The sequence below is a fragment of the Micrococcus sp. IITD107 genome (genome assembly GCF_041927415.1).
In the GTDB taxonomy this organism is placed as follows: domain Bacteria; phylum Actinomycetota; class Actinomycetes; order Actinomycetales; family Micrococcaceae; genus Citricoccus; species Citricoccus terreus.
The window spans coordinates 17,158-42,140 of the sequence record NZ_JBHFFN010000008.1 but is presented as its reverse complement, the minus strand read 5'-3'; the positions used below and the strand labels follow the sequence as shown (position 1 = coordinate 42,140).

At 70.4% G+C, this 24,983-nt stretch carries 20 protein-coding genes; 12 read left to right on the top strand and 8 right to left on the bottom strand.

Going from position 1 to position 24,983, the window contains the following annotated elements; translation table 11 throughout:
- Positions 1 to 38: 38 nt before the first annotated feature.
- On the top strand, positions 39 to 1,529 hold the full coding sequence (locus ACEXHE_RS12230; protein WP_374785993.1) for an L-lactate permease: 1,491 nt from the start codon (positions 39 to 41) through the stop codon (positions 1,527 to 1,529).
- Here ACEXHE_RS12230 and ACEXHE_RS12225 read toward each other — a convergent pair.
- The 5 genes from ACEXHE_RS12225 to ACEXHE_RS12205 form a co-directional block, all read right to left on the bottom strand.
- Positions 1,519 to 2,247, bottom strand: coding sequence for a response regulator (locus ACEXHE_RS12225; protein ID WP_374785992.1), 729 nt, complete (start codon positions 2,245 to 2,247; stop codon positions 1,519 to 1,521). The genes ACEXHE_RS12230 and ACEXHE_RS12225 overlap by 11 nt on opposite strands.
- A 26-nt stretch (positions 2,248 to 2,273) precedes the next feature.
- The gene (locus ACEXHE_RS12220; protein ID WP_374785991.1) at positions 2,274 to 3,530 is read right to left on the bottom strand and encodes a sensor histidine kinase; all 1,257 of its coding nucleotides are present in this window, start codon (positions 3,528 to 3,530) and stop codon (positions 2,274 to 2,276) included.
- 75 nt (positions 3,531 to 3,605) lie between these two features.
- Complete coding sequence (locus tag ACEXHE_RS12215) at positions 3,606 to 4,718, bottom strand: nitronate monooxygenase (RefSeq protein ID WP_374785990.1); 1,113 nt, start codon at positions 4,716 to 4,718, stop codon at positions 3,606 to 3,608.
- 72 nt (positions 4,719 to 4,790) lie between these two features.
- Complete coding sequence (locus ACEXHE_RS12210; protein ID WP_374785989.1) at positions 4,791 to 8,147, bottom strand: beta-phosphoglucomutase family hydrolase; 3,357 nt, start codon at positions 8,145 to 8,147, stop codon at positions 4,791 to 4,793.
- 164 nt (positions 8,148 to 8,311) lie between these two features.
- The gene (locus ACEXHE_RS12205) at positions 8,312 to 9,583 is read right to left on the bottom strand and encodes a methyltransferase domain-containing protein (RefSeq protein WP_374785988.1); all 1,272 of its coding nucleotides are present in this window, start codon (positions 9,581 to 9,583) and stop codon (positions 8,312 to 8,314) included.
- 75 nt (positions 9,584 to 9,658) lie between these two features.
- On the opposite strand from ACEXHE_RS12205, the gene ACEXHE_RS12200 reads away from it, so the two are divergent.
- From ACEXHE_RS12200 to ACEXHE_RS12185, 4 genes are all read left to right on the top strand, one after another.
- Positions 9,659 to 10,504: an aldo/keto reductase gene (locus tag ACEXHE_RS12200; RefSeq protein WP_374785987.1), complete on the top strand. Its 846-nt coding sequence runs from the start codon at positions 9,659 to 9,661 to the stop codon at positions 10,502 to 10,504.
- A 216-nt stretch (positions 10,505 to 10,720) separates the two neighbouring features.
- On the top strand, positions 10,721 to 12,442 hold the full coding sequence (locus ACEXHE_RS12195; protein WP_374785986.1) for a carbon starvation protein A: 1,722 nt from the start codon (positions 10,721 to 10,723) through the stop codon (positions 12,440 to 12,442).
- A gap of 31 nt (positions 12,443 to 12,473) precedes the next feature.
- Entirely contained in the window at positions 12,474 to 12,740 is a 267-nt protein-coding gene (locus ACEXHE_RS12190; RefSeq protein WP_260060945.1) for a cory-CC-star protein, read from the top strand.
- 48 nt (positions 12,741 to 12,788) lie between these two features.
- Positions 12,789 to 13,817 (top strand): ArsA family ATPase, encoded by a 1,029-nt coding sequence (locus ACEXHE_RS12185; RefSeq protein WP_374785985.1) that lies wholly within the window; start codon positions 12,789 to 12,791, stop codon positions 13,815 to 13,817.
- Between the two features lie 101 nt (positions 13,818 to 13,918).
- Here the strand turns inward: ACEXHE_RS12185 and ACEXHE_RS12180 are convergent, their stop codons facing one another.
- Both ACEXHE_RS12180 and ACEXHE_RS12175 read right to left on the bottom strand, forming a co-directional pair.
- Positions 13,919 to 14,500 (bottom strand): HEAT repeat domain-containing protein, encoded by a 582-nt coding sequence (locus ACEXHE_RS12180; RefSeq protein WP_374785984.1) that lies wholly within the window; start codon positions 14,498 to 14,500, stop codon positions 13,919 to 13,921.
- A complete protein-coding gene (locus ACEXHE_RS12175) occupies positions 14,497 to 15,624 on the bottom strand; it encodes an acyl-CoA thioesterase (protein WP_374785983.1) in 1,128 nt (375 codons plus the stop codon). The genes ACEXHE_RS12180 and ACEXHE_RS12175 overlap by 4 nt, the downstream gene beginning before the upstream one ends.
- Before the next feature lie 96 nt (positions 15,625 to 15,720).
- Between ACEXHE_RS12175 and ACEXHE_RS12170 the strand changes: the two genes are divergently transcribed.
- The 7 genes from ACEXHE_RS12170 (at position 15,721) to ACEXHE_RS12140 (ending at position 24,337) form a co-directional block, all read left to right on the top strand.
- Positions 15,721 to 16,737 (top strand): hotdog domain-containing protein, encoded by a 1,017-nt coding sequence (locus tag ACEXHE_RS12170; protein WP_356969619.1) that lies wholly within the window; start codon positions 15,721 to 15,723, stop codon positions 16,735 to 16,737.
- 4 nt (positions 16,738 to 16,741) lie between these two features.
- Entirely contained in the window at positions 16,742 to 17,641 is a 900-nt protein-coding gene (locus ACEXHE_RS12165; RefSeq protein ID WP_374785982.1) for a hydrolase, read from the top strand.
- A 189-nt stretch (positions 17,642 to 17,830) separates the two neighbouring features.
- On the top strand, positions 17,831 to 18,721 hold the full coding sequence (locus tag ACEXHE_RS12160) for a MerR family transcriptional regulator (RefSeq protein WP_374785981.1): 891 nt from the start codon (positions 17,831 to 17,833) through the stop codon (positions 18,719 to 18,721).
- A gap of 168 nt (positions 18,722 to 18,889) precedes the next feature.
- Positions 18,890 to 20,647, top strand: a complete 1,758-nt coding sequence (locus ACEXHE_RS12155; RefSeq protein WP_374785980.1) for an ABC transporter ATP-binding protein — start codon at positions 18,890 to 18,892, stop codon at positions 20,645 to 20,647.
- Entirely contained in the window at positions 20,644 to 22,911 is a 2,268-nt protein-coding gene (locus tag ACEXHE_RS12150) for an ABC transporter ATP-binding protein (RefSeq protein ID WP_374785979.1), read from the top strand. The genes ACEXHE_RS12155 and ACEXHE_RS12150 overlap by 4 nt, the downstream gene beginning before the upstream one ends.
- Before the next feature lie 93 nt (positions 22,912 to 23,004).
- Positions 23,005 to 23,337, top strand: coding sequence for a hypothetical protein (locus ACEXHE_RS12145; protein ID WP_260060952.1), 333 nt, complete (start codon positions 23,005 to 23,007; stop codon positions 23,335 to 23,337).
- A 25-nt stretch (positions 23,338 to 23,362) separates the two neighbouring features.
- The gene (locus ACEXHE_RS12140) at positions 23,363 to 24,337 is read left to right on the top strand and encodes a DMT family transporter (protein ID WP_374785978.1); all 975 of its coding nucleotides are present in this window, start codon (positions 23,363 to 23,365) and stop codon (positions 24,335 to 24,337) included.
- Between the two features lie 85 nt (positions 24,338 to 24,422).
- On the opposite strand, the gene ACEXHE_RS12135 is transcribed toward ACEXHE_RS12140, so the two are convergent.
- Positions 24,423 to 24,839, bottom strand: a complete 417-nt coding sequence (locus ACEXHE_RS12135; RefSeq protein ID WP_091698360.1) for a VOC family protein — start codon at positions 24,837 to 24,839, stop codon at positions 24,423 to 24,425.
- Positions 24,840 to 24,983 lie beyond the last annotated feature (144 nt).

The following is a 24,983-nucleotide window of genomic DNA, read 5'->3' as shown; positions in this document are numbered from 1 at the left end:
CGGGACGGGCGATGTGCCCGAGATCGAGAGGAGTCGCCGTGGATGTGCTCATGGCGGCCACCCCGATCCTGCTGGCCCTGGTCCTGTACCCCACGCGCCTGCCTGGATGGGTACCGCCCGCCGCCGGTGCGCTGGCCGCGCTGCTGCTGGCCCTGACCTGGTTCGAGACCTCCGGGGCGCAGATCCTGCAGACCGTGGGCACCGGGGCGTGGACGCTCGTGGAGGTGATGGCGATCATCGCCGGCGGCGTGCTCCTCTCCCGGGTGATGGACCGTACGGGGGCCCAGGCCCGATTGGCCGGCTGGCTCTCCTCCGGTGGCGGGCCGACGGTCGCCGCCGCCCTGTTGATGGTCCACGGCGTGGTCCCGTTCATGGAGACGGTCACCGGGTTCGGGGTGTCCGTGATGATCGGGCTGCCCCTGCTGTTGGGCTTCGGGTTCACGCCCTACCGGGCGGCCCTGCTGACCCTGCTGGGCCTGATGATCGGCCCGTGGGGCTCCATGGGACCCGGCACGCTGCTCGCCTCCCAGGACGCCGGGGTCACGCTCCAGGAGATGGGCCTGGCCTCTGGCGTGGTGAACGGGGTGGCGTTTCTGGCTTCGGGCCTGGTGGCCGCCGTGATCGCCGGACGGGGCACCGCCCACGGTGCCGACGCGGACGGCCGTCCCCTTCCCCTGCGCCGCATCCCACCCGCCGCCGTCCTGACCTGGCTGGGGGCCGGCGTCGTGTCCGCTGTGGTCCTGTGGGGACTGGTGCTGGTGGCCAACCTGGTGCTGGGCACCCCCGTGGCAGGTGCGGTGGCCACACTGGTGGTCTCCCTGCTGTGGCTGCTGGTGCTGCGCCGGGGTCGGCTGCGGCCGGGACCGGGACGGCCGCTGGTGCCGTACCTGGTGCTGATGGGCGGGACGGTGGCCGGCCAGATGCTGAACCGTTCTCTGGAGCTCGGACCTGTGGGCGAGGTCATCAGCTCGCCGGCACTGTGGTCCTTCACCGCGGCCCTGACCGCCGCGTGGCTGCTGCACCTGGCGCGGAACCAGCACAGCGCCGTGCTGCGTGACGCCGGACGGCTGTGGATGCAGGCCGGACTGCCGACCGCCCTGTACATGGTGCTGGGCGTGATGGTCGCCGGCGGCGGACTGGCCGCGGTGATGGGCCAGGCCCTGACCGGACTGGGCCCGGCCTACCTGTTCCTGGTGCCGTTCGTGGGCGGGCTCAGCGGGTACATCACCGCCTCCGGCACCGGGGCCAACGCGATGGTCGGGTCCATCCAGGTGGCCGCGGCGCAGTCCCTGGGCGTCTCACCGCTGTGGCTGATGGCCGTGCAGAACTCCTCGGCCGGCTGGGGGATCATCGCCGGTCCGGCCCGCATCGAACTGGCCTACCGGCTGGCCATGCCGCACCAACGTCCGGAGCACCGTGGCCTGACCGCCACGCGGCGGAACCTGCTGGTGGTACTGCTGCCCACTGTGCTGGTCTCGCTCGTGGTCTACGGACTGATCGCGGTGCTGGTCCTGCCCGCTACGGGGTGACCAGGCCGGAGCGGTAGGCGGTCACTACGGCCTGGACCCGGTCCCGGGCCGCCAGTTTGGCCAGCACCCGTCCCACGTGGGTCTTCACGGTGGCTTCGGAGAGGAACAGCTCCGCGGCGATCTCCTGGTTGGACTCGCCCCGGGCCATCAGCACCAGCACCTCGCGCTCGCGAGGGGTCAGGGACTCGACGGCGGCCCGCTCGGCCCGGCTGCCGGCGTCTTGGGCGTTGCTCTGACGCAGGCGCGGGGCCATGTGGTCCAGCAGCCGGCGCGTGGTGGAGGGGGCGATCACGGCGTCCCCGCGGTGCACCGTGCGCACCGCGTCCAGCAGCACCTCCGGCGGGGCGTCCTTGAGCAGGAACCCGGAAGCGCCGGCCTCGATGGCCTCCATGACGTACTCGTCCAGGTCGAAGGTGGTCAGCACCACGATGCGCGGACCGGCCACTCGCCCGGACTCCGGATCGGCGGGGGATGACAGCTGCTCACCCAGCAGGGCCCGGGTGGCGGCGATCCCGTCCATCTCCGGCATGCGCACGTCCATCAGCACCACATCGGCACTGCGCACGGCGTTCGAGGCCACGGCTGCGCGCCCGTTGTCCGCCTCGGCCACCACCTCCAGGTCCGGCTGGGAGTTGATCAGCATGGCCAGCCCGGACCGGACCAGCTGCTGGTCATCCACCAGGGCCACGCGGATGGGGCTGTCTGCAGGAGTGCTCATGGCTCCATTCAAGCAGGCAGGAGCGATCAGACCTCCTGGTAGGGCAGGGTGGCGAAGACCCGGAAGCCGCCGCCCTGGCGGGGACCGGCCTGCACGGTCCCGCCGAAGATCGCGATCCGCTCCTGCAGCCCGATCAGGCCCTGCTGGGACCCCTGGGTCTCCTGGGAGGCCGCGGCGCCCCGGCCGTCGTCGAGCACCTCGATCTCCAGACCGGACGGAGTCCAGCGCTGCGTGACCCAGGCCCGGGCCCGGGGCCCGCCATGGCGGACCGTGTTGGTCAGGGACTCCTGGATGGCGCGGTAGGCGGCCAGCTCCGAGCCCGCCGGCAGGGCCCGCCGCGGCTGGCCCTCCACAGTGTGCTCCACGTCCAGTCCGGTCAGGCGGATCCCGTCCACCAGCTCCGCCACGTCCGCCAGGCTCGGCTGGGGCCGCAGCTCGGTGGCCTCCGGTCCGCGCAGCACGCCCAGGAGTCGGCGCATCTCGCCCAGGGCCTGCCGACCGGTCCCGGAGATCGTCTCCAGGGTCTGCACGGCCACCTTCGGGTCCGCCGCACCGGCATACCGGCCGCCGTCGGCCTGGGTGATGATGACCTGGAGGGAGTGGGCCACGATGTCATGCATCTCCCGGGCGATGTGGTTGCGTTCGTCCGCGGCGGCCAGCTCCCGTTCCTGGGCGGCCTCCACCTCCAACTGCCGTGCGCGGTCCTCCAGCTGCTGCAGCGCGATCCGCCGGGTGCGGGCGAGGTCGCCGAACGCCCAGGCGGCCAGGGCCACCGCCGAGCACATGATGGACATGATCAAGAACGCGGTGACGTCGCCCGGGGTGGCGCTGATCTCCGTCCCGTCCGGGGCCAGCCACGGCCGGGGCCACAGCCACACCTTGAACCCGTTGGCGAGGGCACCGGCCACCGCCAGCCCGATCCCGGTGAATGAGGCCCACACCGGGCCACGGACCGCCAGGTTGTAGACCGTCATCGGCACGGCCACGAGCGAGCCCAGGAACTCCGGACCCCAGAACAGCTGGATCAGGCACGCTGCAGTGATCAGTCCGGCTGAGAGCAGCGGATTCCACCGGCGGATGGCCCACGGCGCGAGCTGGCCCACCGTGAGCATCATGAGCAGGACCTGCTCCTGCACGAACGTGGGGTGCAGCGGCTCCTCATAGAAGCCGAAGAAGCCGACGTTGCTCACGCTGAACAGGAACAGCAGCACCGCCGTGACCAGGCAGTCCACCAGGACCGGGCGGCGGCGGAACCAGGCGTCCATGCGGCGAAGAGGGTTCACGGTCCACCACCGTAGCCGCGCGAGAGCATCCCGGGCGTCCGTCTCCAGGCTGATCCGTGCCGTGCCGGAGGCGGATCAGGGAGTGAGGGTGCGCAGGATCCGCTCGGCCGGTCCGGTCTGGGCCTGGGCCACCCCGACGCCGGCCCACAGGTTGGTGCCCTCCGGGTCACCGGCCGCGGTGGCCGCCTTCTTCAACGGCCCGGTCAGCACGTTCACCTCGGGATAGGCGGCCGGCGCGTCCGTGTGCGTGCGCATGAACGCGTTCTCCAGGCCCCGTGCCGACCGGCCGGAGAAGGCTCGGGTGAGGGCCGTCGTCGGGAATGCCGTGCCGGCGGCGCTGGCGTCCAGCGCCTGCCGATGCACCGGGTTGGTCCCGGCCTCGTTCGCGCGCAGGAACGCGGTCCCACACTGCGCGGCCATGGCGCCGGCCTCCAGCACGCGGCGTACGTCCTCGGCGGTCATCAGTCCGCCGGCGGCCACCAGGGGGACATCCGTCCCGACGACGTCACGCACCTGGGCGATCAGCTCCAGCAGAGACGCGGTGGGGGGAGTGGCGGCGGGGTGGTGCGTGGAGCGGTGGCCGCCGGACTCCGGTCCCTGCACGGTGAGCAGATCGGCGCCGTGGTCCAGCGCCGCACGGGCCTCCTCCGGGGTGGTCACGGTGACGCCGAGAGTGCAGTCGGCGGCATGGAGGCGCTCGAAGACCTCGCGGCTGGGCAGCCCGAAGGTGAAGGTGACCAGGGGCCAGGACTCGGCCACGGCGGCATCGAGCTTGGCGTCCCAGTCGTCCATCGCGTCCGGGTCCAGGTCGGTCATCTCTGGGAGCGTGACGCCCGCCTGCTCCGCCGGGGTGAGGAGGCTGGAGCGGAACTGGCGCACCTGCTTAGCGCGCCGTCGTCGGGCGTCTGAATCCGCGGAGCGGTCCGGTGTGGGGATGGCCGTGTTGGCCGGCTCCGGCACGAAGAGGTTGACCCCGATCAGATGTCCGGGGGCGGCCTCGCGAGCTGCGCGGAGGTCCTCGGTCAGCCTCTGCGCCGAGACCATGCCCCCGGCCAGGAACCCGACCCCGCCCGCGTTCGCGACCGCAGCGGCGAGTCGCCACGTGGACGGGCCGCCGGCCATGGGAGCGGCCCACACGGGGACCTCGGAGCGGACCTGCCGCAACTGGCGGTCAGTTATCTGCGTCATGGGGCCTCACATCTGGGAATGAGAGTGATAACTGACCTCTCGATGAGTGGGGGAGGGGGTGCGGGGTGGGCGTCACAGGATGCCCAGGGCGGCGGCGTTCGGGGAGACGCAGGCCATGGGGTCCACGTCGTCCACGAGCGAGGGATGGCGGTTGATCAGCTGCACCGTCCACTTCTCTCCGGGCTCCATGGTCTTCTCCCGTCCCTCCACGTTCAGCGTGATGGGGTGGGCGGAGCCCTCGAGCAGCTGCAGGGTGATGCAGTACTGGGTGATCCGCACACTCAACGGCTGCTGGCGGAACCGGATGGTGAACTGCACTCCCGGCAGCTCCAGCGGCAGCAACGGGTGCAGGCGCAGGGTGTCCCCGCGGGTCTCCACCCCGGCGTAGCAGCGGATGATCATGTCCACCGTGCCGGCCATGGCGCCCAGGTGCACGCCCTCACGGGTGGTGCCGCCCTGGGTGTCGGACAGATCCGCCTCCAGCGCCTCCTCGAACAGCTGCCAGGAGCTGGACCGGTCTGTGCGGGCGGCCACCCAGCCGTGCACCAGCCGGGAGAGCGTGGACCCGTGCGAGGTGCGCTGCAGGTAGTACTCCACCGTGTTGGTGAAGTCCTCCGAGGTGAACGCGTAGCCCATCCGCCCCATGATCTCCTGCAGCTCCTCGGAGGAGAAGAGGTAGGCCAGCATCAGCACGTCGGCCTGCTTGGAGAGTTTGTACCGGTTGGTGGTGTCACCCTCGGACTGCAGGATCAGGTCCAGGCGGCCGATGTTGCCGTACTTCTGCCGGTAGTGGTCCCAGTCGAACTCCTCCAGGTCCTCGTACCCGTCGAACTGGGAGACGATCCGCCCGGACTGGATGGGGACCTTCAGCTTCAGACTGATCCGCTCCCACTGGTCCAGCTCGTCCTCGAACACGTCCAGCCACTCGGTGAGGGGATCATCCCGTCCGTCCATCCAGCGGATCAGCCGCACGGTCTCGGAGAGCACCCAGGAGGTGAGCACGTTGGTGTACGCGTTGTTGCGCAGGCCCGAGCCCGGGGTGTCCGGGGAGCCGTCGTGGTACTCGTCCGGTCCCATCACCCCGTGGATCTCATACCGTCCCGACTCCTCGTTGAAGTGGGTCAGCGAGGTGAAGAACCGGCAGACCTCCACCAGCATCTCCGCACCGTAGTCCGAGATGAACGTCAGGTCCTTGGTGGCCTCGATGTAGCGCAGCACCGAGTACGCCACCGCCAGGGAGACGTGCCGCTGGTTGTGCGAGTTGTCCGGCATCCACATCTCCGAGCGCGGGTTCCACAGTTCGGTGGGGGTCTCCTCCCGGCCGTCCGACCCCGACTGCCACGGGTACATGGCACCGGCGTAGCCCTCCGCACGGGCGTTGGCGCGGGCCTCCCCGAGCCGGCGGTACCGGTACATCAGCAGTCCCCGGGTCAGCTCCGGCCGGCGCAGGGTGAGCATGGGGTAGATGAACATCTCATCCCAGAAGATGTGCCCCCGGTAGCCCTCGCCGTGCAGTCCGCGTGCGCCCAGACCGGCATCCAGGTCCCGGCGGGAGCCGAACGAGGTCTGCAGCACGTGGAAGGTGTGGAAGTTCAGCGCCAGCTGGTGGCGGTCTCCCGCACCGGAGGGCAGGGCGAGCTCGTCCGTGGCGCCGGTGGTCCCGCCGGCCGGGGCGACCTGGGCGGGGACCTTCTCCAGCTCCATGGCGAAGCGGTTCCAGTTGATCCCCCACATCTCCTCGTGGAAGGTCAGCAGCTGCCGGAAGGACCCGGCCCGCTCCACGCGCTTGGCCGCGTTGTGCCAGACGGTGGAGACCGCGTGGTCATGGGTGTTGGCGGTGGCGGCGATCTTCTCCAGCACCACGGGCCGGCCCGGCTCCAGGGTGATGGAGAGATCGTGCCCCACCACGGCGGGGCCGTGCTCCACGGGGGTGCGGATCGGCTCCGGGGCATTGCCGGGGGCCATGAACCGGGTCCGGGCCACGGTGGCGATGTGAATGTCGGACTGGTTGGTGACGGTCTCCAGCAGCACCGTCTCGCCGTCCAGCTCGCGGGACTGGACCACGTCCAGGTGGTCGGCGGCCAGCTCCCGGTCCGCGGCCACATTCTGGTTGGAGACCCGCCCGTCGATCATCGAGCGCACGGTGGCGGTGCCGGTCCAGTCCTCGGCCTCCACGCTCATCTGCAGCGCGGCCAGATGGTGGCCGGCCATGGACTGGAACTGCCGGGTGTGCACCCGGGTGGTGCGTCCGTGGCTGTCCCGGAAGCGCATGGTCCGGGAGAGCAGTCCGCGGCGCAGGTCCAGCTCCTGCCGGTAGGAGATCAGGTCCGGGTTCTCCGGCAGCAGGGGCTGCCCGCCGGTGGGGGTGACGCGTAGGAACGTCCAGTCCGGGCAGTTGACCATGTGCTCGGTCTCCACCTGGCGGCCCTGCACGGTGGAGGTGAGTCGGTTGAAGACTCCGGCGAGGTAGGTGCCGGGGTAGTGGACGGCGCCGGAGACGGTGCCCGGGACCGAGCCGCGGGTGCCCCAGTAGCCGTTGGCCAGGGTGCACAGTGCCTCGCGGGTGCCCTCGTTCTCCGGGTCGAAGTCCTCCCAGACCAGCACCCAGTCCGGGTCGTGCGGGCGAGTGGTGCGCCGGCCCAGGTTCAGGGTGGCGATGTCCTGGACCACCACGTCGGCACCGGCGTTGCGCAGGCGGTCCGGGTCCTGGGCGCGGTCCACACCGACCACCAGGCCGAAGCCGCCGTCGTGCGCGGCCCGCACACCGGAGGCGGCGTCCTCGAGCACGATCCCATCCGCCGGGTCCACGCCCAACTCGCGAGCGGCCTCCAGGAACATCTCCGGGTCCGGCTTGCCGGGGATGCCGCGCTCCACGGCGGTGTTCCCGTCCACCACCACGTCGAAGAAGTGGGCCACCCCGCCGGCGTTCAGCACGGCGGAGGAGTTGCGCGAGGAGGTGACCAGGGCGGTGGGGATCCGGTCCTGCTTCAGCTGCTCCAGCAGTTCCAGGGTCTCGGGGAACACCCGCACGCCGTCCCGCTCCAGCACGTCCTCGAAGAAGCCCTGCTTGCGCTCGGCCAGCGCGGAGACGGTCAGCTCTCCGCCCTCCTCCGGCACGCTCAGCCCGCGCGAGGCGAAGAACGAGCGCACCCCGTCCTCCCGCGGACGTCCGTCCACGAACTGCAGGTAGTCCGAGCCCAGCTCGAACGGCCGCAGGCATTCCGGCGCTGCGGCCACCGCGTCCGCGTTCTGTGGCAGCGCCCCGACCTCGGCCAGGGCGGAGTCGAAGAGGTCCTTCCATGCCTGGGCGTGCACGCCGGCGGTGTCCGTGACCACGCCGTCCATGTCGAACACCACCGCGCGGAAGTGGCGCAGCGAGTGGCGGCGGGCGGGTCCATCCCAGGGGGCTGGGCGGTTCAGGGGATGCATGGGGGGCGGGTCCTGGTCTTCCTGGTCGGGGTGCTCGGTCGCGGGTGCGCACGAGTGCGGTCCGAGTCCCATGCTATGCACGGCCGGTCCCCTGGGCGCACGCTGAGCCGCGGCCTGGCCCGGGAGGCCGCTGTGCTGTGAGCGGAATCCCGCTCCAGGATGGATCAGCGCCGGGCCAGCTGCACCAGCACCTCGTGGTGGGCGGTCTGCGGGAACATGTCCAGCATCCGGGCCTGCACCGCCCGGTAGGTCGGCATCCGGGCCAGGTCCCGCACCAGGGTGGTGGCGTTGCAGCTGGAGTAGAGCACGTGGGGGATCCCGGAACGCTCCAGCCAGTCCGCCAGGTCCTCACCGATCCCCCTGCGGGGCGGATTCACGACGACGGCGCCCGGCAGCTCGCCGGGCAGGTCGCCTTCCCTGCCCCCTGGCTCCGCCGGGCGGGGCAGGGAGGCGAGGGAGGCGCCCGGGTGCGGGGACGTCGTCGGGACCTGGGTGGCGTCTCCCACAGCGAAGCGGACCCGGTCCGCGAGCCCGAGCTCCTCCGCGGTGACCTGTGCGGCGGCCACGGCGTCGGCACTGGTCTCCAGGCCCCAGACCTCGCGCGGGGTGCCCACCGGCAGCGGTCCGCCGGGGGTGCGGACCTCGGCCAGCTGGAGCCCGAACCCGCCCACTCCGCAGTACAGGTCCCAGACCAAGCGGGCGTCGGTGGTGTCCAGCCAGGCCGAGGCGTGGGCGTAGAGCTCGGCGGCGATCGGGGTGTTGGTCTGGAAGAAGCCCTGCGGGCGCAGGTTCAGCGGCAGGCCGTTCACGCGCATGGTCAGGGTGGGGGCGCCGGCCAGGTGAATCTCCTCGGGTCCCTCCAACAGGGCCTGGTGCTCGGGCAGGATGTTCGCGGTGATGACCCGGGCGGGGACACCGGCGGCGGCGAGGGAGTCCTGCAGCTCGGGCAGGGCGCGGCGCAGCTGGGGGAGGGTGTCCGTGGAGCGCAGCACGAAGCGCACCATCAACTCGGCGTCCGGGGAGACGGTGACGATCACGTGCTTGAGCTCGCCGGTGCGGGAGGCGATGTCATACGGGGGCAGACCGGCCGTAGTGACGGTGCGGACGATCAGCGGCAGGGCCGTGGCGATCCCGGGCTCGTACAGACCGCAGTCGCGCAGGTCCACGCCGGTGCCGTCGTGATGCCGGGGGTGTTGGCGGGGGTCCAGGATGCCCAGCAGGGGCCGCTGTGCCGAACCGGTCACCACCATCTTGGCCTTGTTGCGGAACCCGGACTCGGGGCCGGCCAGCGGCTCGTGCCAGTGCACGTCCGGGCCGGTCACGGGGTCCAACAGCTCGCGCAGGACGCGCTGCTGGTCCGCCACCTGGACGGGGTGGGGCACACCCATCAGCGGGCAGGAGCGGCATTCGCCGGCATCGAAGTGGGGACACTGCATGGCGGGTCCAGCGTACCGGGGCGGAGTAGGCTCATCTGCGCCTGATCCACACCCCCCGATCGTCAGGAGCACTCCGTGACCGCAGCATCCATCCCCTCCGTCCCCACCGTCACCCTGAACGACGGCCACACCATCCCCCAGCTGGGCTTCGGGGTCTTCCAGGTCCCGCCCGCCGAGACCCAGAAGGCCGTGGAGGAGGCGCTCGCCGCCGGGTACCGCCACATCGACACCGCCGCCGCGTACCGCAATGAGGACGGCGTGGGCATGGCCCTGGCCGCCACCGGCATCTCGCGGGATGAGGTGTTCATCACCACCAAGCTGCGCAACGGCGAGCAGGGTGTGACCCGGATGGCACTGGAGAACTCTCTGGCAGCCCTCGGCCTGGACCGCGTGGACCTCTACCTGATCCACTGGCCGGTGCCCTCGCAGAACCTGTACACCGAGGCCTGGGCCGAGCTGGTCGCCGCCCGCAAGGAGGGCCTGGCCACCTCGATCGGCGTCTCCAACTTCCTGCCCGAACACCTGGAGCGCCTGGAGCAGAGCTCTGAGGTGGTGCCGGCCGTGAACCAGATCGAGCTGCACCCCTCCTTCCAGCAGCGCGCCACCCAGGAGGCCACCCGCCAGCGCGGGATCGCTGTGGAGGCCTATTCACCCATCGGCCAGGGCGTGGACCTCAAGGAGAAGGTGGTCAAGGGGATCGCCGCGGACCTGGGCGTCACCGCCTCCCAGGTGGTGCTGGCCTGGCACCTGGCCCAGGGGACCATCGTGATCCCCAAGTCCTCCCGGCCGGAGCGGATGGCCGAGAACCTGGGCGCCGTGGACGTGCAGCTCACCGCTGAGCAGATCGAGGCGATCAGCGCCCTGGACACCGAGAAGCGCGTGGGCGCCGACCCTGCGACTGCCGCCTTCACCCAGCTCTGAGCATCATCCTCCGTCCGGCCAGGGCCACCGTTCGGCGACGTCCCTGGCCGGACGGTCAGAGCACGACGACGGCCGCGTCACCTCGAGGCGTCTGCCTCACGTGGGGATGTGAGCTGGGTTACAGTGTAGTCGACCCCGGCGCAGTGAAAACCGCGTGGGGGGAGCTGCACCACTGAACCCACACGCACCGCACCCCACTGCACTGATGAGGTCACCATGAATTCTCTGGTCCTGGCCGTCGTCGGGGTCTGTATGATCCTGCTCGGCTACTTCCTGTACTCGAAGTTCCTGTCCCAGAAGGTCTACAAGCTGGACCCGGCGTACACCACGCCAGCACACCGCTTCGAGGACGGCGTGGACTACGTCCCCACGAACAAGTGGGTGCTGTGGGGCCACCACTTCACCTCGGTGGCCGGCGCCGCACCGATCGTGGGTCCGGCTGTGGCCGTGATCTGGGGCTGGCTGCCCGCCTTCCTGTGGGTCACGCTGGGCACCATCTTCTTCGCCGGCATGCACGACCTGGGCGCCATGTGGGCCTCCAACCGGAACAAGGCCCGCTCGATCGGCACCCTCTCCGGCCGGTACGTGGGACACCACGGGCGCAACCTGTTCCTGGTGGTCATCTTCCTGCTGCTGCTGATGGTCAACGCCGCCTTCGCCGTGGTGATCTCCAACCTGCTGGTCTCTACCCCCACCGCCGTGATCCCCACCTGGGGTGCGATCGTGGTGGCCCTGCTGGTGGGCCAGGCCATCTACCGCCTGAAGTGGAACCTGATGGCGGTGTCCGTCGTCGGCGTGATCGCGCTGTACAGCCTGATGATCCTGGGCGACATGTACCCGATCGAGCTGCCCGAGACCATCCTGGGCCTGAGCGCCAACGCCTTCTGGATCGTCATCCTCTTCCTCTACGCCGGTGTGGCCTCGCTGCTGCCGGTGTGGATGCTGCTCCAGCCGCGTGACTACATCAACGGCCTGCAGCTGTTCATCGGCCTGGGCATCCTCTACGGCGCGATCATCATCTCCTCGCCCACCATCGTGGCGCCGGCGATCAACGAGAACGTCCCGGACGGCACCCCCGGCATCTTCCCGCTGCTGTTCGTCACCATCGCCTGCGGTGCCATCTCCGGGTTCCACGGGATCGTGGCCTCCGGCACCAGTGCCAAGCAGCTGGCCAAGGAGCCCGACGCCCGCCTGGTGGGCTACTTCGGTGCCGTGGGTGAGGGTCTGCTGGCCCTGGGCACGATCATCGCCACCACCGCCGGGTTCCGCACCCTGGCCGAGTGGGAAGAGGTCTACTCCGCGTTCAACCAGGGCGGCGTGGTCGCCTTCGTGCAGGCCGGCGGCTCCATCCTCAACTCCGGTCTGGGCATCCCCGAGTCGCTGTCCGCCACCATCCTGGCGACCATGGCCGTGCTCTTCGCCGCCACCACCATGGACACCGGCGTGCGCCTGCAGCGGTTCGTCGTCGCCGAGATCGGCGAGATCATGGGCTTCAAGCTCAAGACCTGGGTGGCCACGATCATCGTGCTCGTGGTGACCATGGGCCTGGCCTTCGGCGCCGGTGCGGACGGCTCCGGGGGCATGGTCATCTGGCCGCTCTTCGGCACCACCAACCAGCTGATGGCCGCCCTGACGCTGTCCATCATCGCCGTGATGCTCATCCAGCTGCGCCGCCCCGTGTGGCCGGTGCTGATCCCGCTGGTGTTCGTGGCGATCGTCAGCGTCTACGCCCTGATCATCCAGCTCGGCACTTTCTTCACCACCCAGAACTGGCTGCTACTGGTGCTGGACGTGATCATCCTGGTCTGCGCCCTCTGGGTGATCGTGGAGGCCGTGGCCGCCATGAACCGGGCCCGGAAGGCTCCGGCCATCGAGCTGCCCACCGCTGAGGAGGAGGACGCCGACGACCGACTGAGCGCCTCCAGCTCGAAGCTCTGAACATGCCAGCGAGCCGGACGGGGCACTCACGGTGAGCCGACTGGGTGACTGGTGGGCCGCCGTCGGGAGCAATCTCCAGGAGTTCTACGCCGGGCCCTACCGTGAGACCTTCGCGCGGGCCCGGCGGGACGAGGAGGACCTGTTCATGATGATGGTCTTCTCCGACGCCCTGGGCGTGCCCAACCCCGCCACGTACTACACCGTGGAGCTGCTGCCCGTGGTGTACGAACGGTTCCATGAGTGGCACCGCCGGATGGGCATGGAGCGCTCGCCGCTGGACTCGCTCTCGTGCTGCTGAGGGGTGGTGAGTGGTGTGGCGACGGAACGGACAGGGACAGGGACTGAGATGGGACTGACCGGGCTGCTGGGAGAGCGCCGCGTGGTGTTCTTCGGGGGCAAGGGCGGCGTGGGCAAGACCACCGTCTCGTCCGCGTGCGCGCTCGCTCTGGCGCGTGCGGGGCGGTCCGTGCTGGTGGTCTCCACCGATCCGGCGCACAACCTCGGGCATCTGTGGGGAGCCGAGGTGGGTGCCGGGGAGACGCTGCTGTGGGGCGGTGATGCGAATGCTGGTGCTGGTGCTGGGGACGCTGGTGGCGCGGAGGCCGGTGCGGGGTCGGTGACCGGGATGGAGATCGATCCGGACGCTGTGGCGCAGGCGCACCTGAGCACCGTGGGCCGGACCGTGAAGGGCATGATGCCCGAGCACCTGCACCGCGAGGTGGACCGGTACTTCGCCCTGGCCCGGCAGTCGCCCGGGACTCAGGAGGCCGCCCTGCTCGAGCGGATGTCCGAGGTGGTGCTGGACGGGCTGGAGCGCTACGACGCCGTGCTGTTCGACACCGCCCCCACCGGCCACACCGCCCGACTGCTCGAGCTGCCGCAGCTGATGTCCGCGTGGACCGAGGGGCTGCTGAGCCGGCGCACGAAGTCCGAGCGGTTCTCCGATGCCATGCGCGGGCTGGAGGGGCGACGGGCGGATGCTGCGCGGTCCTCCCAGGAGGTGCGGGACGCTGAGATCCGCCGTGTGCTGGAGCGGCGGCGGGACCTGTTCGTGCGGATGCGCGAGCTGCTCACCGATGCGCAGCGGACCGCGTTCGTCATGGTGCTGGCCGCCGAGCGGATGCCCGTGCTGGAGACCGTGGAGCTGCACGGACAGCTGCGGGGGATCGGCGTGGACGTGGCCGCAGCCGTGGTCAACCGGCGCTCGCCGACCGACGCCGGGCAGTTCCTGGCCGGACGGTCCACCGCCGAGGGGGAGCACGTGGCCGAACTGCGCCGGCAGGTGCCCGGCGTGCCCCTGGTGCAGCTGCCGCTGCTGCCCGGCGAGGTCACCGGGGCCGCAGCCGTGGGGCGGTTCGCCGCGCTGCTGGACTGAGGTCCGCGATCCGACGAGCGTTTCTCACCCCCGGCCCGGAAACTCCTCGCCCTGTAGGGCGGTGGGAATCCGGGCCGGGGGTGAAGAACGGCGGGAGGGCGTCAGTACTCCGAATCGGGGCGCAGGTCAGGGCGGTCGAGGCGCTCGGCCAGGCGGGCCAGGGCCGTCTCGGCGGCGTCGGCCAGCACCGAGTCCGGGTCCATCATCAGCTGGTCCAACGTGGGCGCCGCGCGGTCGGACCCCACCTCGCCCAGGGCCCGGGTGGCGGCCGAACGGACGTGGGGGACCGGATCACCGGTGAGCGTCATCAGAGTCTCCTCGGCTCCCCGCACCCCGTGCACCGCGGTGATCTGCGCGCACAGCACCCGCACGCGCCACTCCTCGTCGGACAGCCCCGCCAGCACGGCGGACTCGGCCACGCCCGCCCGGGACGGCCACACGTGCAGCAGCACCCGGGCGCCCCACACGCGGGACCAGTACGGCATCCACCCGGGCACAGCGCCGATCAGTACGGGGTCCGGATCAGCCGGATCGCCCACCCTCGCCGCACCGGTCAGCAGTCGCACGGCCCAGTCCGCCAGCCGCGCCTCACCCAGGGTGTCCGCCGCGGCCCGGATCATCGCCGCATCCCGCTGCGCCCCGGACGCCGGCAGGGTCACGTCCCACTCAGCGCGTTCGCTCACGCGTCTCCACCCTCGCCCTGCTCAGCCGAGCCCGCGCTGGGAGCCGACCGCCCGTCGTCGGGACGGCGCTGTTCCAGCAGGTGGTTCGGCAGGCGGTTGCCCTGCGCCCGGCCGCGGATCTCCAGCAGGTCCCGGGCGTGCTGCCACAGGGCACGGTCCTCATCCGAGACCGGCTCCCAGGCGGGCACGGGCACCGCGTCGCCGTCCTCGTTGCGCGCCACCATCACGGTCAGGCAGTACGTGGTCAGGTGCAGCTCGGCGCCCTTGGGGTCCCCGGAGCGCACGTGCACGGCGATGTGCATCCCCTTGTTCCCGGTGTAGATCAGCCGCGCCTCCACCTCCACCAGGTCCCCGATCAGCAGCGGACGGTAGAAGCGGATGCCGCCGGAGAACACGGCCACGGTGTCCTGCCCGGCGTAGCGCGCGGAGCAGAGGTAGGCGGCGGTGTCGATCCACTCCATCACGATCCCGCCGTGCACCTTCCCGCCCCAGTTCACGTCCGTGGGGGCGGCCAGGAAGCGCAGCACCACCCGTTCGGCGGTCCCGGCCTCCGTGTAGGTCTGGTCCTTCATCGCCTCGTTGATCTCATCGCGCACGGCCACGCGGGACAGCGCCCAGTCACGGGCCAGCTCCTGCTCCAGCGAGCGCGGCACGAACTCCGGCACCGGGGTCGGCTTGCCGTCCGTCCCCACCGCCACGAAGATCACCAGGCAGCGGGCCCGCTCGGTCAGCTCGCCGGTCTTGGGATCGCCCGAACGCACCACGGTGTTGATGTGCATCGAGGTGCTGCCGGTGTACAGCACGGTTCCGCTCACCTCCACCATCTCGCCCACGGTCACCGGGTGGCGGAAGTGGATGTTGCCGACATACGCCGTCACGCAGTAGCTGCCCGACCACGCCGTGGCCGCCGCGAACGCCGCCTTGTCCACCCACTCCAGCACGCGCCCGGCATCCACCGTCCCGGAGTGGCCCTGGTCCGTGGGGGCGGCCAGGAACCGCAGGGTCACCTCGTGCCGGCCCGGTGCCGGCGGGGCGGGGGAGGCTCCGGCGGACACCGGATCCTTCCCGACGACGGCCGGTCCAGGGGCGCTGGCAGGTGCAGTGGAGTGGGGATCAGGGCGCATGGCACCATCTTCGCCGATGCCCGCCCGGAACGGACCCCTGATGTCCGCGGGTGGCATCCGTCACACTGCGTCCGTGCGGGGTGCTACGTTCAAGACATGGCCCGTCGCAGTTCCGTTGCTCTCCAGTTCCGTGCGGAGTCGTACGATCATCCGGACGGCACCGTGGACGGCGGCACCGTGATGACCTGGATCGACAAGGCCGCCTACGCCGCCGCCGCGTCCTGGTCCGGCACGAACGTGGTGACCTCCTATGTGGGGAACATGCACTTCGCCCACCCGGTCCCCGTGGAGACCCGGGTGGTGGTGCAGGCCCGCGTGGTGCACACCGGGACCACCTCCATCCACGTCCAGACCCGCGTGATCCTGCCTGATCTGCCGGGCGGACCTGCCGGCAGCGCGGAGGCGGCCGGCGGCGTGGTGGCCGCGGGAGTGGCGGCCGGCTCCGGCGAGTCGAGCACCGAGCCGGTGGTCTGCACCGAATGCGTCATGGTCTACGTCTCGGTGGACGAGCAGCACCGTCCCCAGCCGGTCACCCCGTGGGAGCCCGCCACGCCCGCCCAGATGGAGCGCGAGCGCCTGGCCAAGATCCGCAGCCACATGCGCCGCGAGGTCGAGGAGCTGATCGCCTCCGCACCCCGGCCTGAGGGCTCCACGGCCGAGCGGATCGTGCTGCGCTTCCTGGCCACCACCAAGGACGTCTACCCCGGGGAGACCATCCAGGGCGGATCCGTGATGCGGTGGATCGACGAGGCCGCCGACGTCTGCGCCTCCCGGTGGTGCGGGGAGTCGGTGGTGGCCGTGTTCGCCGGGGGCGTCCGCTTCTATGAGCCCGTCCGGGTGGGTGACCTCGTGGAGCTGGAGGCACGGCTGGTCCACACCGGACCGCGTTCCATGCACGTCTCCGTCCAGGCGCGCGCGGGGGACCGCCGCAACCCGGTCCCCTCGCTGATCGCCCACGGGCTGGCCGTCATGGTGGCCACCGGGGAGGACGGCCGCGCGCAGCAGATCCGGCAGTGGGAGCCCACCACGGAGGCCGACCGGGTGCTGGAGCGCCGGGCCGTGGAGCTGGTGGGACTGCGCAACCGCTCCGCGCACGAATGGGCTGCCGGCTGAGCTGATGGCAGCACCCTCCGGACTCGCGCGCTCCCCCTGGGACGAGTCGGTCCTGTGCGGCACCTGCGGCGTGGAGCATGAGACCTCTGCGTCCCACCCGCTGCCCGAGGTCTGCGCCATCTGTGCGGACGACCGCCAGTATGTCCCGCCCACCGGTCAGGAGTGGACCACGGTGGGCCGACTCCGCGCGGACGGAGCGTCCATCGGCCTGCGGGAGCTTGAACCGGGGCTGTGGTCCCTGCCGGTCTCCGGGGGTGCCGGGATCGGACAGCACGCCAAGATCCTCACCACCGAGCACGGGAACCTGATGGTGGACGTCCCTGCGTATATCGACCAGGAGGCGGTGGCCGTGGTGGCTCGGTTGGGTGGACTGGCCGGGATCCTCGCCTCCCACCCCCACATGTACGGGGTCCAGTCCGAGTGGTCGCTCGCCTTCGGCGGTGCTCCCGTCCACATCTCCGAGCCCGACGTCGGCTGGCTGGCACGGCGCCCGGCCCACCTGAACGTGTGGTCCGGCACGCTGCAGCCGCTGCCCGGGGTGACGGCGTCCCAGCCCGGGGGCCATTTCCCGGGCAGCGCGGTGGTGCACTGGACCGCTGCCGACGGTGCGGGCGTGCTGCTCAGCGGGGACACGGTGGGGGTGTCCCGCAGTGGGCACTGGGCCACGTTCATGCGCTCGTTCCCCAACTACCTGCCGCTCTCCGGGGCGGTGGCCCTGCGGATCGCCGACCACCTGGACCGGTACGACTACGCGCGGTTGTACGACAACTTCGGCGGCGTGCTCGGCGGAGAAGGCCGCGAAGGGCAGGACGGGACGGGTGGGCAGAACGCTGCGGACGTGGTGCGGCGGTCCGCGCAGCGCCATGCGGACTGGGCTGAGGGCAGGAACGACCACCTCACCTGAGCGGTGCCTGCTCCCGCTCGACCACCTGCGCTGCATCGCCCGCAACCCACCCCTCCGGCAACGTGTGGCCCGAATTCTGCGAGTGACGCGTCCTGAATCCCCCATATCGGGCCACACGATGCAGCGCTGGGGCCGGTTCGCCCGCGCGGACTTGACCCTGACGCGGCGTGAGGGTGTGCACTGGTGACCATGAAGAGATCAGGACCTGCACGCCCCGGTGAGGGGCCGTCGTCGGGACGCGGCGCAGCCGTATCCCAACCCGCCCGCACTGCTCAGCCCTCCCATCCGGAGGTGGAGCTGATGACCGTGGGGGAGACCGCCGCGGCCACCGGGGTGACGGTGCGGACGCTGCACCACTACGACCGGATCGGGCTGGTGACCCCGCAGGCGCGCAGCTCGGCCGGCTACCGCCTGTACTCCGCCGCGGACCTGGACCGACTCCAGCAGGTGGTGGCCTACCGACGGCTCGGGATGGGCCTGGAGGATATCGGCGCAGTGCTGGAGGACTCGGGCCCGGACGGCCAGGACACCCGGGACACCCGGCGCGTGCTGGAGCGGCAGCGGGACCTGATCGAGGAGAGACTGACCGAACTCACGCGGCTGCTGGCCGCTGTGGACACTGCATTGGAGGCAGACATGAAGGGACATCAACTGAGCCCGGACGAGCAGAAGGAGCTCTTCGGCAATGGCTTCAACGACGACTACGCCGAGGAGGCCCAGGAGCGCTGGGGTGACACGGAGGCGTGGGCGGAGTCGCGCCGCCGGACCAAGGGGTACGGCAGATCCGAGTGGGAGCAGATCAAGGCGGACACGGACCGGGCCAACGAGCAGATCGCGGCCGCGCTGGACGCCGGACTGCCCGCCGACTCCGAGCAGGCCATGGACGCCGCGGAGGCCGCCCGCCAGGTGATCGACCGTTGGTTCTACCCGCTGGACGGGGAGTTCCATCGCTGCCTGGGGGACATGTACGTCCAGGATCCGCGGTTCACCAAGACCTACGACGACGTCCGGCCGGGTCTGGCTGTCTACCTGCGGGACGCGATCCACGCCAACGCGGACCGGCTGGCCGCGCGGAACTGACCGGCAGGACCGGTCAGCGGGACGGTCCCACTGCCCCGGAGCGTGGTGCACAATGGTCCTCTGACGTTCACCCGCGGCACCCACGTCCGCCCGTAACGTGTCAGCACGCTGTGCTGTGATCCTCCTGGCGGCATCCCGCCCCGAGCCGAACTGATCTGGGAGCGACCCATGCTCTGGAAACTCGTGCGCGAGCACGCGCGCCCCTACACGGGCCACATCATCGCCGTGCTGGTGCTGCAGCTGGTCTCCACCCTGGCCACGCTGTATCTGCCCAGCCTGAACGCGGACATCATCGACCAGGGCGTGGCCGTGGGGGACACCGACTACATCTGGCGCACCGGTGCCGTGATGCTCGGCGTCGCCCTGGTCCAGGTGATCGCGGCGATCTCCGCCGTCTGGTTCGGCGCCCGGGTGTCCATGGCGATGGGCCGGGACATCCGCCGTTCGGTCTACACCCGCGTGGACCGCTTCTCCGCGGAGGAGGTGGGCCGCTTCGGTGCGCCCACCCTGATCACGCGCGGGACCAATGACGTCCAGCAGGTCCAGATGGTCGTGCTGATGGCACTGAACTTCATGGTCATGGTGCCGATCATGTCCGTGGGCGGGATCATCATGGCCGTGCAGGAGGACGCCGGCCTGTCCTGGCTGGTGTGGGTCTCGGTGCCGATCCTGCTGGTGATCGTGGGGATCATCGTGGGCCTGCTGATGCCCCTGTTCCAGCGGATGCAGGACAACATCGACGCCATCAACGGCGTGATGCGTGAGCAGATCATGGGCATCCGCGTGGTGCGCGCCTTCGTGCGGGAACGCCATGAGGCTGAACGGTTCACGGACGCCAACGCCGCCCTGACGGACACCTCGGTGCGGATCGGCCGGCTGTTCGTGCTGATGGGTCCGATCATCACCATGATCCTGCACCTGGCCACCGCCGCCGTCCTCTGGTTCGGCGGACAGCGCGTGGACCAGGAGCTGGTACAGGTGGGTTCCCTGACGGCGTTCATGCAGTACCTGCTGCAGATCCTGATGGCGGTGATGATGGGCACCTTCATGTTCATGATGCTCCCGCGCGCGGTGATCTGCGCCCGGCGCATCATGGAGGTCCTCACCACGCCGGCGTCCCTGATGGAGCCGGCGCACCCGCGCACCCCCGAACACCATGACGGGACCGTGGAGTTCCGCGAGGTCACCTTCTCCTACCCCGGAGCCGAGGCCCCCGTGCTGGACGGCGTGAGCTTCATCGCCCCGGCGGGGAAGACCACCGCGATCATCGGGTCCACGGGCTCGGGCAAGACCACTCTGGTCAACCTGATCCCGCGGCTGTACGACGCCACCTCCGGCGAGGTCCTGGTGGACGGCGTCCCGGTGACGCAGATGGACCGGGCCACCCTGACCCGCGCCGTCGGGCTGGTCCCGCAGAAGCCCTACCTGTTCTCTGGCACCGTGGCGGAGAACCTGCGCTTCGGCCGCCCGGAGGCGAGCGAGGATGAGCTCTGGGCCGCCCTGGACACCGCCCAGGCCACCGACTTCGTCTCCGAGCGCACCACCGGGTCTGGGGAGGACGTCAGGACCGGGCTGGAGTCCGGGATCTCGCAGGGCGGCACCAACGTCTCCGGCGGTCAACGCCAGCGCCTGTGCATCGCCCGTGCGCTCGTGGCTCGGCCGCGCGTCTACCTGTTCGACGACTCCTTCTCCGCACTGGACGTCACCACGGACGCGAAGCTGCGGGCCGCGCTCGGGGAGTACACGCAGGACGCCACCGTGATCATGGTGGCCCAGCGCGTCTCCAGCATCACCGAGGCCGATCAGATCATCGTCCTGGACGAGGGGAAGATCGTCGGCCAGGGCACCCACCACGAGCTGCTGGACAGCTCTGAGACCTACCGGGAGATCGTCGACTCCCAGATCACCGCGGAGGAGCTGGCATGAGCGGCAGGCACGCGAAGACCCGCGGTTCGTCCGCGGCGAAGCTGAAGCGCGGCAGCACCAAGAAGCAGGACACCACGCCGACGGACCTCACCGAAGAGGAGATCGCCCAGTTCCAGGAGCAGGGCGTGACGGACGAGTGGGGAGGCGGCGCGCCCCGCAAGGCCAAGGCCTTCTGGCCCTCCGCCAAGCGACTATTCGCGACCTTCGGGGCAGAGAAGGTGGGGATGATCGCCGTGGTGGCGATGGTCGTCGTCGCGGTGGTCTTCAATGTGTGGGCACCCTCCATCCTGGGGGACGCCATGAACGTGATCTTCGGCGGCGTCCTGTCCGCCCAGATGCCCGCCGACCTCACCCGGGACCAGGTGATCGAGGGGCTGCGCGCCACCGGGAACGGCCAGGCAGCGGACATGCTCTCGGGCATGGCCTTCGTCCCGGGGCAGGGGATCGACTTCGGCGAGCTGGCCCGGCTGATCCTGATCGTGCTGGGCATGTACGTGGTGGCCCAGCTGTTCATGTGGCTGCAGGGCCGGGTGCTCAACGACATCGTGATGCGCGTGGTCTACCGGCTGCGCCAGGACATCGAGGCCAAGGTCAACCGCCTGCCGCTGAGCTACTTCGACACCCGCCAGCGCGGCGACCTGCTCTCGCGCACCACCAACGACGTGGACAACGTGCAGTCGGCCATGCAGCAGGCCTTCGCCACCCTGGTGTACTCGGTGCTGACCATCATCGGCATCATCTTCATGATGTTCTGGCTCTCGTGGCAGCTGGCGCTGATCGCGCTGATCGCCCTGCCGCTGTCCGGCGTGGTGATCGGGATCATCGGCACCAAGTCCCAGAAGCTGTTCACCGCCCAGTGGCGGCACACCGGGCAGCTGAACGGGCACATCGAGGAGTCCTTCACCGGGCATGAGCTGGTGACCGTGTTCGGCCGCCAGCAGGACATGGGCGAGCGGTTCGACCAGCGCAACGAGGAGCTCTACCAGGCCTCGTTCAAGGCCCAGTTCTACTCGGGCATGATCATGCCGATCATGCAGTGGGTGAACTACCTGGGCTACGTGGGGATCGCCGTGGTGGGCGGACTGCGCGTGGCCACCGGGCAGATGACCCTGGGCGCGGTGACCGCGTTCATCCAGTACTCCCGCGAGTTCAACCAGCCGCTGGGCCAGGTGGCCGGCATGTCCAACATGCTCATCTCCGGGGTGGCCTCGGCCGAGCGGATCTTCGAGCTGCTGGACGCGGACGAGCAGGAGCCGGACCTCACCGAGGGTGCTGGCCGGAACGAGCTGGCCCAGCCGGTGCGCGGGCGGATCGAGTTCCAGCACGTGGCCTTCTCCTACACCCCGGACAAGCCGCTGCTCTCGGACCTGTCCCTGACCGCCGAACCGGGCCAGACCGTGGCGATCGTCGGCCCCACCGGCGCGGGCAAGACCACCCTGGTCAACCTGATCATGCGGTTCTACGAGATCGACTCCGGCCGGATCCTGCTGGACGGGGTGGACACCTCCACCCTGGACCGCGGGGTGCTGCGCGGACAGGTCGGCATGGTGCTGCAGGACGCGGTGCTGTTCGGCGGGACCATCCGCGAGAACATCCGTTACGGCCGGCTGGACGCCACGGACGAGGAGGTCATGGCCGCGGCCCGTGCCACCTACGTGGACCGCTTCGTGCACACCCTGCCGGAGGGGTATGACACGGTGATCGAGGACGAGGGCGCGAACATCTCGGCCGGCGAACGCCAGCTGATCACCATCGCCCGTGCCTTCCTGGCCGATCCCGCCCTGCTGATCCTGGACGAGGCCACCTCCTCGGTGGACACCCGTACGGAGGTGCTGGTCCAGCAGGCCATGGCGGCCCTGCGCACGGACCGCACCTCGTTCGTGATCGCCCACCGCCTCTCCACCATCCGGGATGCGGACGTGATCCTGGTGATGGAGCATGGGGACATCGTGGAGCAGGGCTCCCATGAACAGCTGCTGGCCGCTGGCGGTGCCTACCACCGGCTGTACATGTCCCAGTTCACCCAGGGCGTGGACCTGGACGCCCAGGCCGCTGCGGTGGCCCCGGGCACCGGTCCCATCCCGGTCCAGGCGGGCCCCGACGACGTCACACCGGCTGAGCGCGAGGGCACCGGAGATCCTGGGGTCGCCGCCACGGGCGGTCTCGCCGCGCCGCAGGCGCCCGGTGACGACACGATCGCACCGGACGTGCCCGGGGAGCCGCCGGTGCCGCCGTCGGGAGAGGACACCCCCGCGCGGCACTGAGATGACGCGACACGACGAGGCGGTCCGGGCATCCTGCCCGTGCCGCCTCGTCGCGCGGTTCATCATGGTGCTGATCGAACAAGGGGGACCATCATGGCTGACGCCACCACACTGCGGATTCTGGGCGACCTCGTCCAGCCTGGAGACACCGTGCACGCACTGGACCGGATGAAGAAGCGGTCCGGGCTGATGAACACCGTGGACCTGTTCACGTTCGGGATCTTCACCGACGCCGAGCGGTTCTCGAATCTGGGCCGCCGCTGGGTGCTGGTGTCCCAGGAAGAGCGGGCCACCCTGGTGCAGATCGAGGGCGAGTCCGTGGTCTCCTCCACGGTGTTGACGGACTGGGATCCCTCACGCCGTCGGCTGTTCAAGTCCTTTGAGCACGGTGAGCACCGCTACCGGGTCATGCACCCGCTGAGCTGACCGCTCCGGTGCCACACTGGAGGGCGTGACCCCCAGCACCGCACCGATCCCCATCGTCCACCCGGCTGTCTCGGCCGACCGGGTCTCGGGCCGACGCCTGCCGCGGCTGCGCCGGGTTCCGGCACCGCGCAGCCCCCGGGCCACCGGCGTGATGCTGGTGATCGGCTCCTGCCTCTCGCTGCAGTTCGGGGCGGCGCTGGCCACCCAGCTCTTCCCGGTGTTCGGCAGCTGGGGCACCACGGTGATCCGATTGGGGGCGGCCTCGATCCTCCTGCTGGCCGTGTTCCGCCCCAAGGTGTGGCAGTGGACCCGTCAGCAGTGGCTGGCCGTGACGCTGTTCGGGCTAACCCTGGCCGGGATGAACGGGTTCTTCTACGCGGCCATTGAACGGATCCCGCTGGGGATCGCCGTGTCCATCGAGTTCCTGGGTCCGCTGGCCCTGGCCGCCGCCCTGTCTCGCCGCTGGAGAGACGCGCTGTGGATCGGACTGGCCCTGGCCGGCGTCGGGCTCTTCTTCGTGGACGACCTGCTGGGCACCTCCCGGCTGGACCCGCTGGGAGTGGCGTTCGTGCTGATCGCCGGACTGTTCTGGGCGCTGTACATCCTGGCCGGGCACCGGGTCAGCGCCACCGTTCCGGGCACCGGCGGCCTGGCGGTGGCGGCGACAGTAGGGACCCTGGCGGTGTTGCCGTTCGGGGCCTCCGGGTTCGTGGGAGTGGAGTGGGACGGGCGGCTGCTGTTGCTCTGCCTGGGCGCCGCGCTGCTGGCCTCGGTGATCCCGTACTCCATGGAGTTCGCGGCGCTGAGGCGGCTGCCCCGGCCGGTGTTCGGACTGCTCCTGAGTCTGGAGCCGGTGATCGCGACCATCGCCGGGTGGATGCTGCTGGGTCAGGGGGTCAGCGCCCTGGCGATCGGTGCTGTGGTCCTGGTGGTGTGCGCCAGCGCCGGCTCCACCGCCACGGCCTCCGACCCCCAGCCCGGCTCCCCCTCCCCCTCATGATCACGTGCACGCTCGAGGTCGAGACTCGCCGAGGAAGTCCACATACGTCGTACACGTGATCGGCTGGTGGTGGGCGGGTGGCGGTTCAGGCGGTGCAGAACTCCCACTGGTGTCCGTCCGGGTCCACGATCTCTCGGACGTGCATGCCGGCCTGGCCCATCTCGGTGCGTATCTCCTCGGTCAGCTCGACCTCGGTGGCACCGGCCTTCAGGGCGGTCTCGGCCACCCGATCCACCTCCTCGCGGGTGCCCACGGTCAGGGCCAACAGCGCGGCCGAGGTGGCCAAGGTGTCCGCGCGGGGCCGACCGCCGGTGAAGTTCTCATAGTGCTGGGGCGTGAGGTACATGGCGTAGGTGGAGTCGGTCAGGATCACGCACAGACACATGTCCGTGGCGGTGTACTCCTCGTTGATGTCCGCCCCGAGCGCGGTCCAGAAGGTGCGCATCCGCTCGAGGTCGGAGCTGCACAGGTTGATGAAGACGGGCTGCTGGAACAGTGACATGGCCGGAACGTTACTCCGGCGATCCGCCGCGCAACAGATCACGTGAACGCTGGAGGTCGAGACTCGCCGGGCGGATCGACATCCGTCGTACACGCGATCCCCAGCAGGCGGGGGTCACGGCGATGAGGTCCGGCCCAGACTCGG

Coding starts and splice junctions, on each gene's coding strand:
- ACEXHE_RS12225 (WP_374785992.1), bottom strand. CDS start 2,247: ATGAGCACTCCTGCAGACAGCCCCATCCGCGTGGCCCTGGTGGATGAC.
- ACEXHE_RS12215 (WP_374785990.1), bottom strand. CDS start 4,718: ATGACGCAGATAACTGACCGCCAGTTGCGGCAGGTCCGCTCCGAGGTC.
- ACEXHE_RS12210 (WP_374785989.1), bottom strand. CDS start 8,147: ATGCATCCCCTGAACCGCCCAGCCCCCTGGGATGGACCCGCCCGCCGC.
- ACEXHE_RS12205 (WP_374785988.1), bottom strand. CDS start 9,583: ATGCAGTGTCCCCACTTCGATGCCGGCGAATGCCGCTCCTGCCCGCTG.
- ACEXHE_RS12195 (WP_374785986.1), top strand. CDS start 10,721: ATGAATTCTCTGGTCCTGGCCGTCGTCGGGGTCTGTATGATCCTGCTC.
- ACEXHE_RS12185 (WP_374785985.1), top strand. CDS start 12,789: ATGGGACTGACCGGGCTGCTGGGAGAGCGCCGCGTGGTGTTCTTCGGG.
- ACEXHE_RS12175 (WP_374785983.1), bottom strand. CDS start 15,624: ATGCGCCCTGATCCCCACTCCACTGCACCTGCCAGCGCCCCTGGACCG.
- ACEXHE_RS12170 (WP_356969619.1), top strand. CDS start 15,721: ATGGCCCGTCGCAGTTCCGTTGCTCTCCAGTTCCGTGCGGAGTCGTAC.
- ACEXHE_RS12165 (WP_374785982.1), top strand. CDS start 16,742: ATGGCAGCACCCTCCGGACTCGCGCGCTCCCCCTGGGACGAGTCGGTC.
- ACEXHE_RS12160 (WP_374785981.1), top strand. CDS start 17,831: ATGAAGAGATCAGGACCTGCACGCCCCGGTGAGGGGCCGTCGTCGGGA.
- ACEXHE_RS12155 (WP_374785980.1), top strand. CDS start 18,890: ATGCTCTGGAAACTCGTGCGCGAGCACGCGCGCCCCTACACGGGCCAC.
- ACEXHE_RS12150 (WP_374785979.1), top strand. CDS start 20,644: ATGAGCGGCAGGCACGCGAAGACCCGCGGTTCGTCCGCGGCGAAGCTG.
- ACEXHE_RS12145 (WP_260060952.1), top strand. CDS start 23,005: ATGGCTGACGCCACCACACTGCGGATTCTGGGCGACCTCGTCCAGCCT.
- ACEXHE_RS12135 (WP_091698360.1), bottom strand. CDS start 24,839: ATGTCACTGTTCCAGCAGCCCGTCTTCATCAACCTGTGCAGCTCCGAC.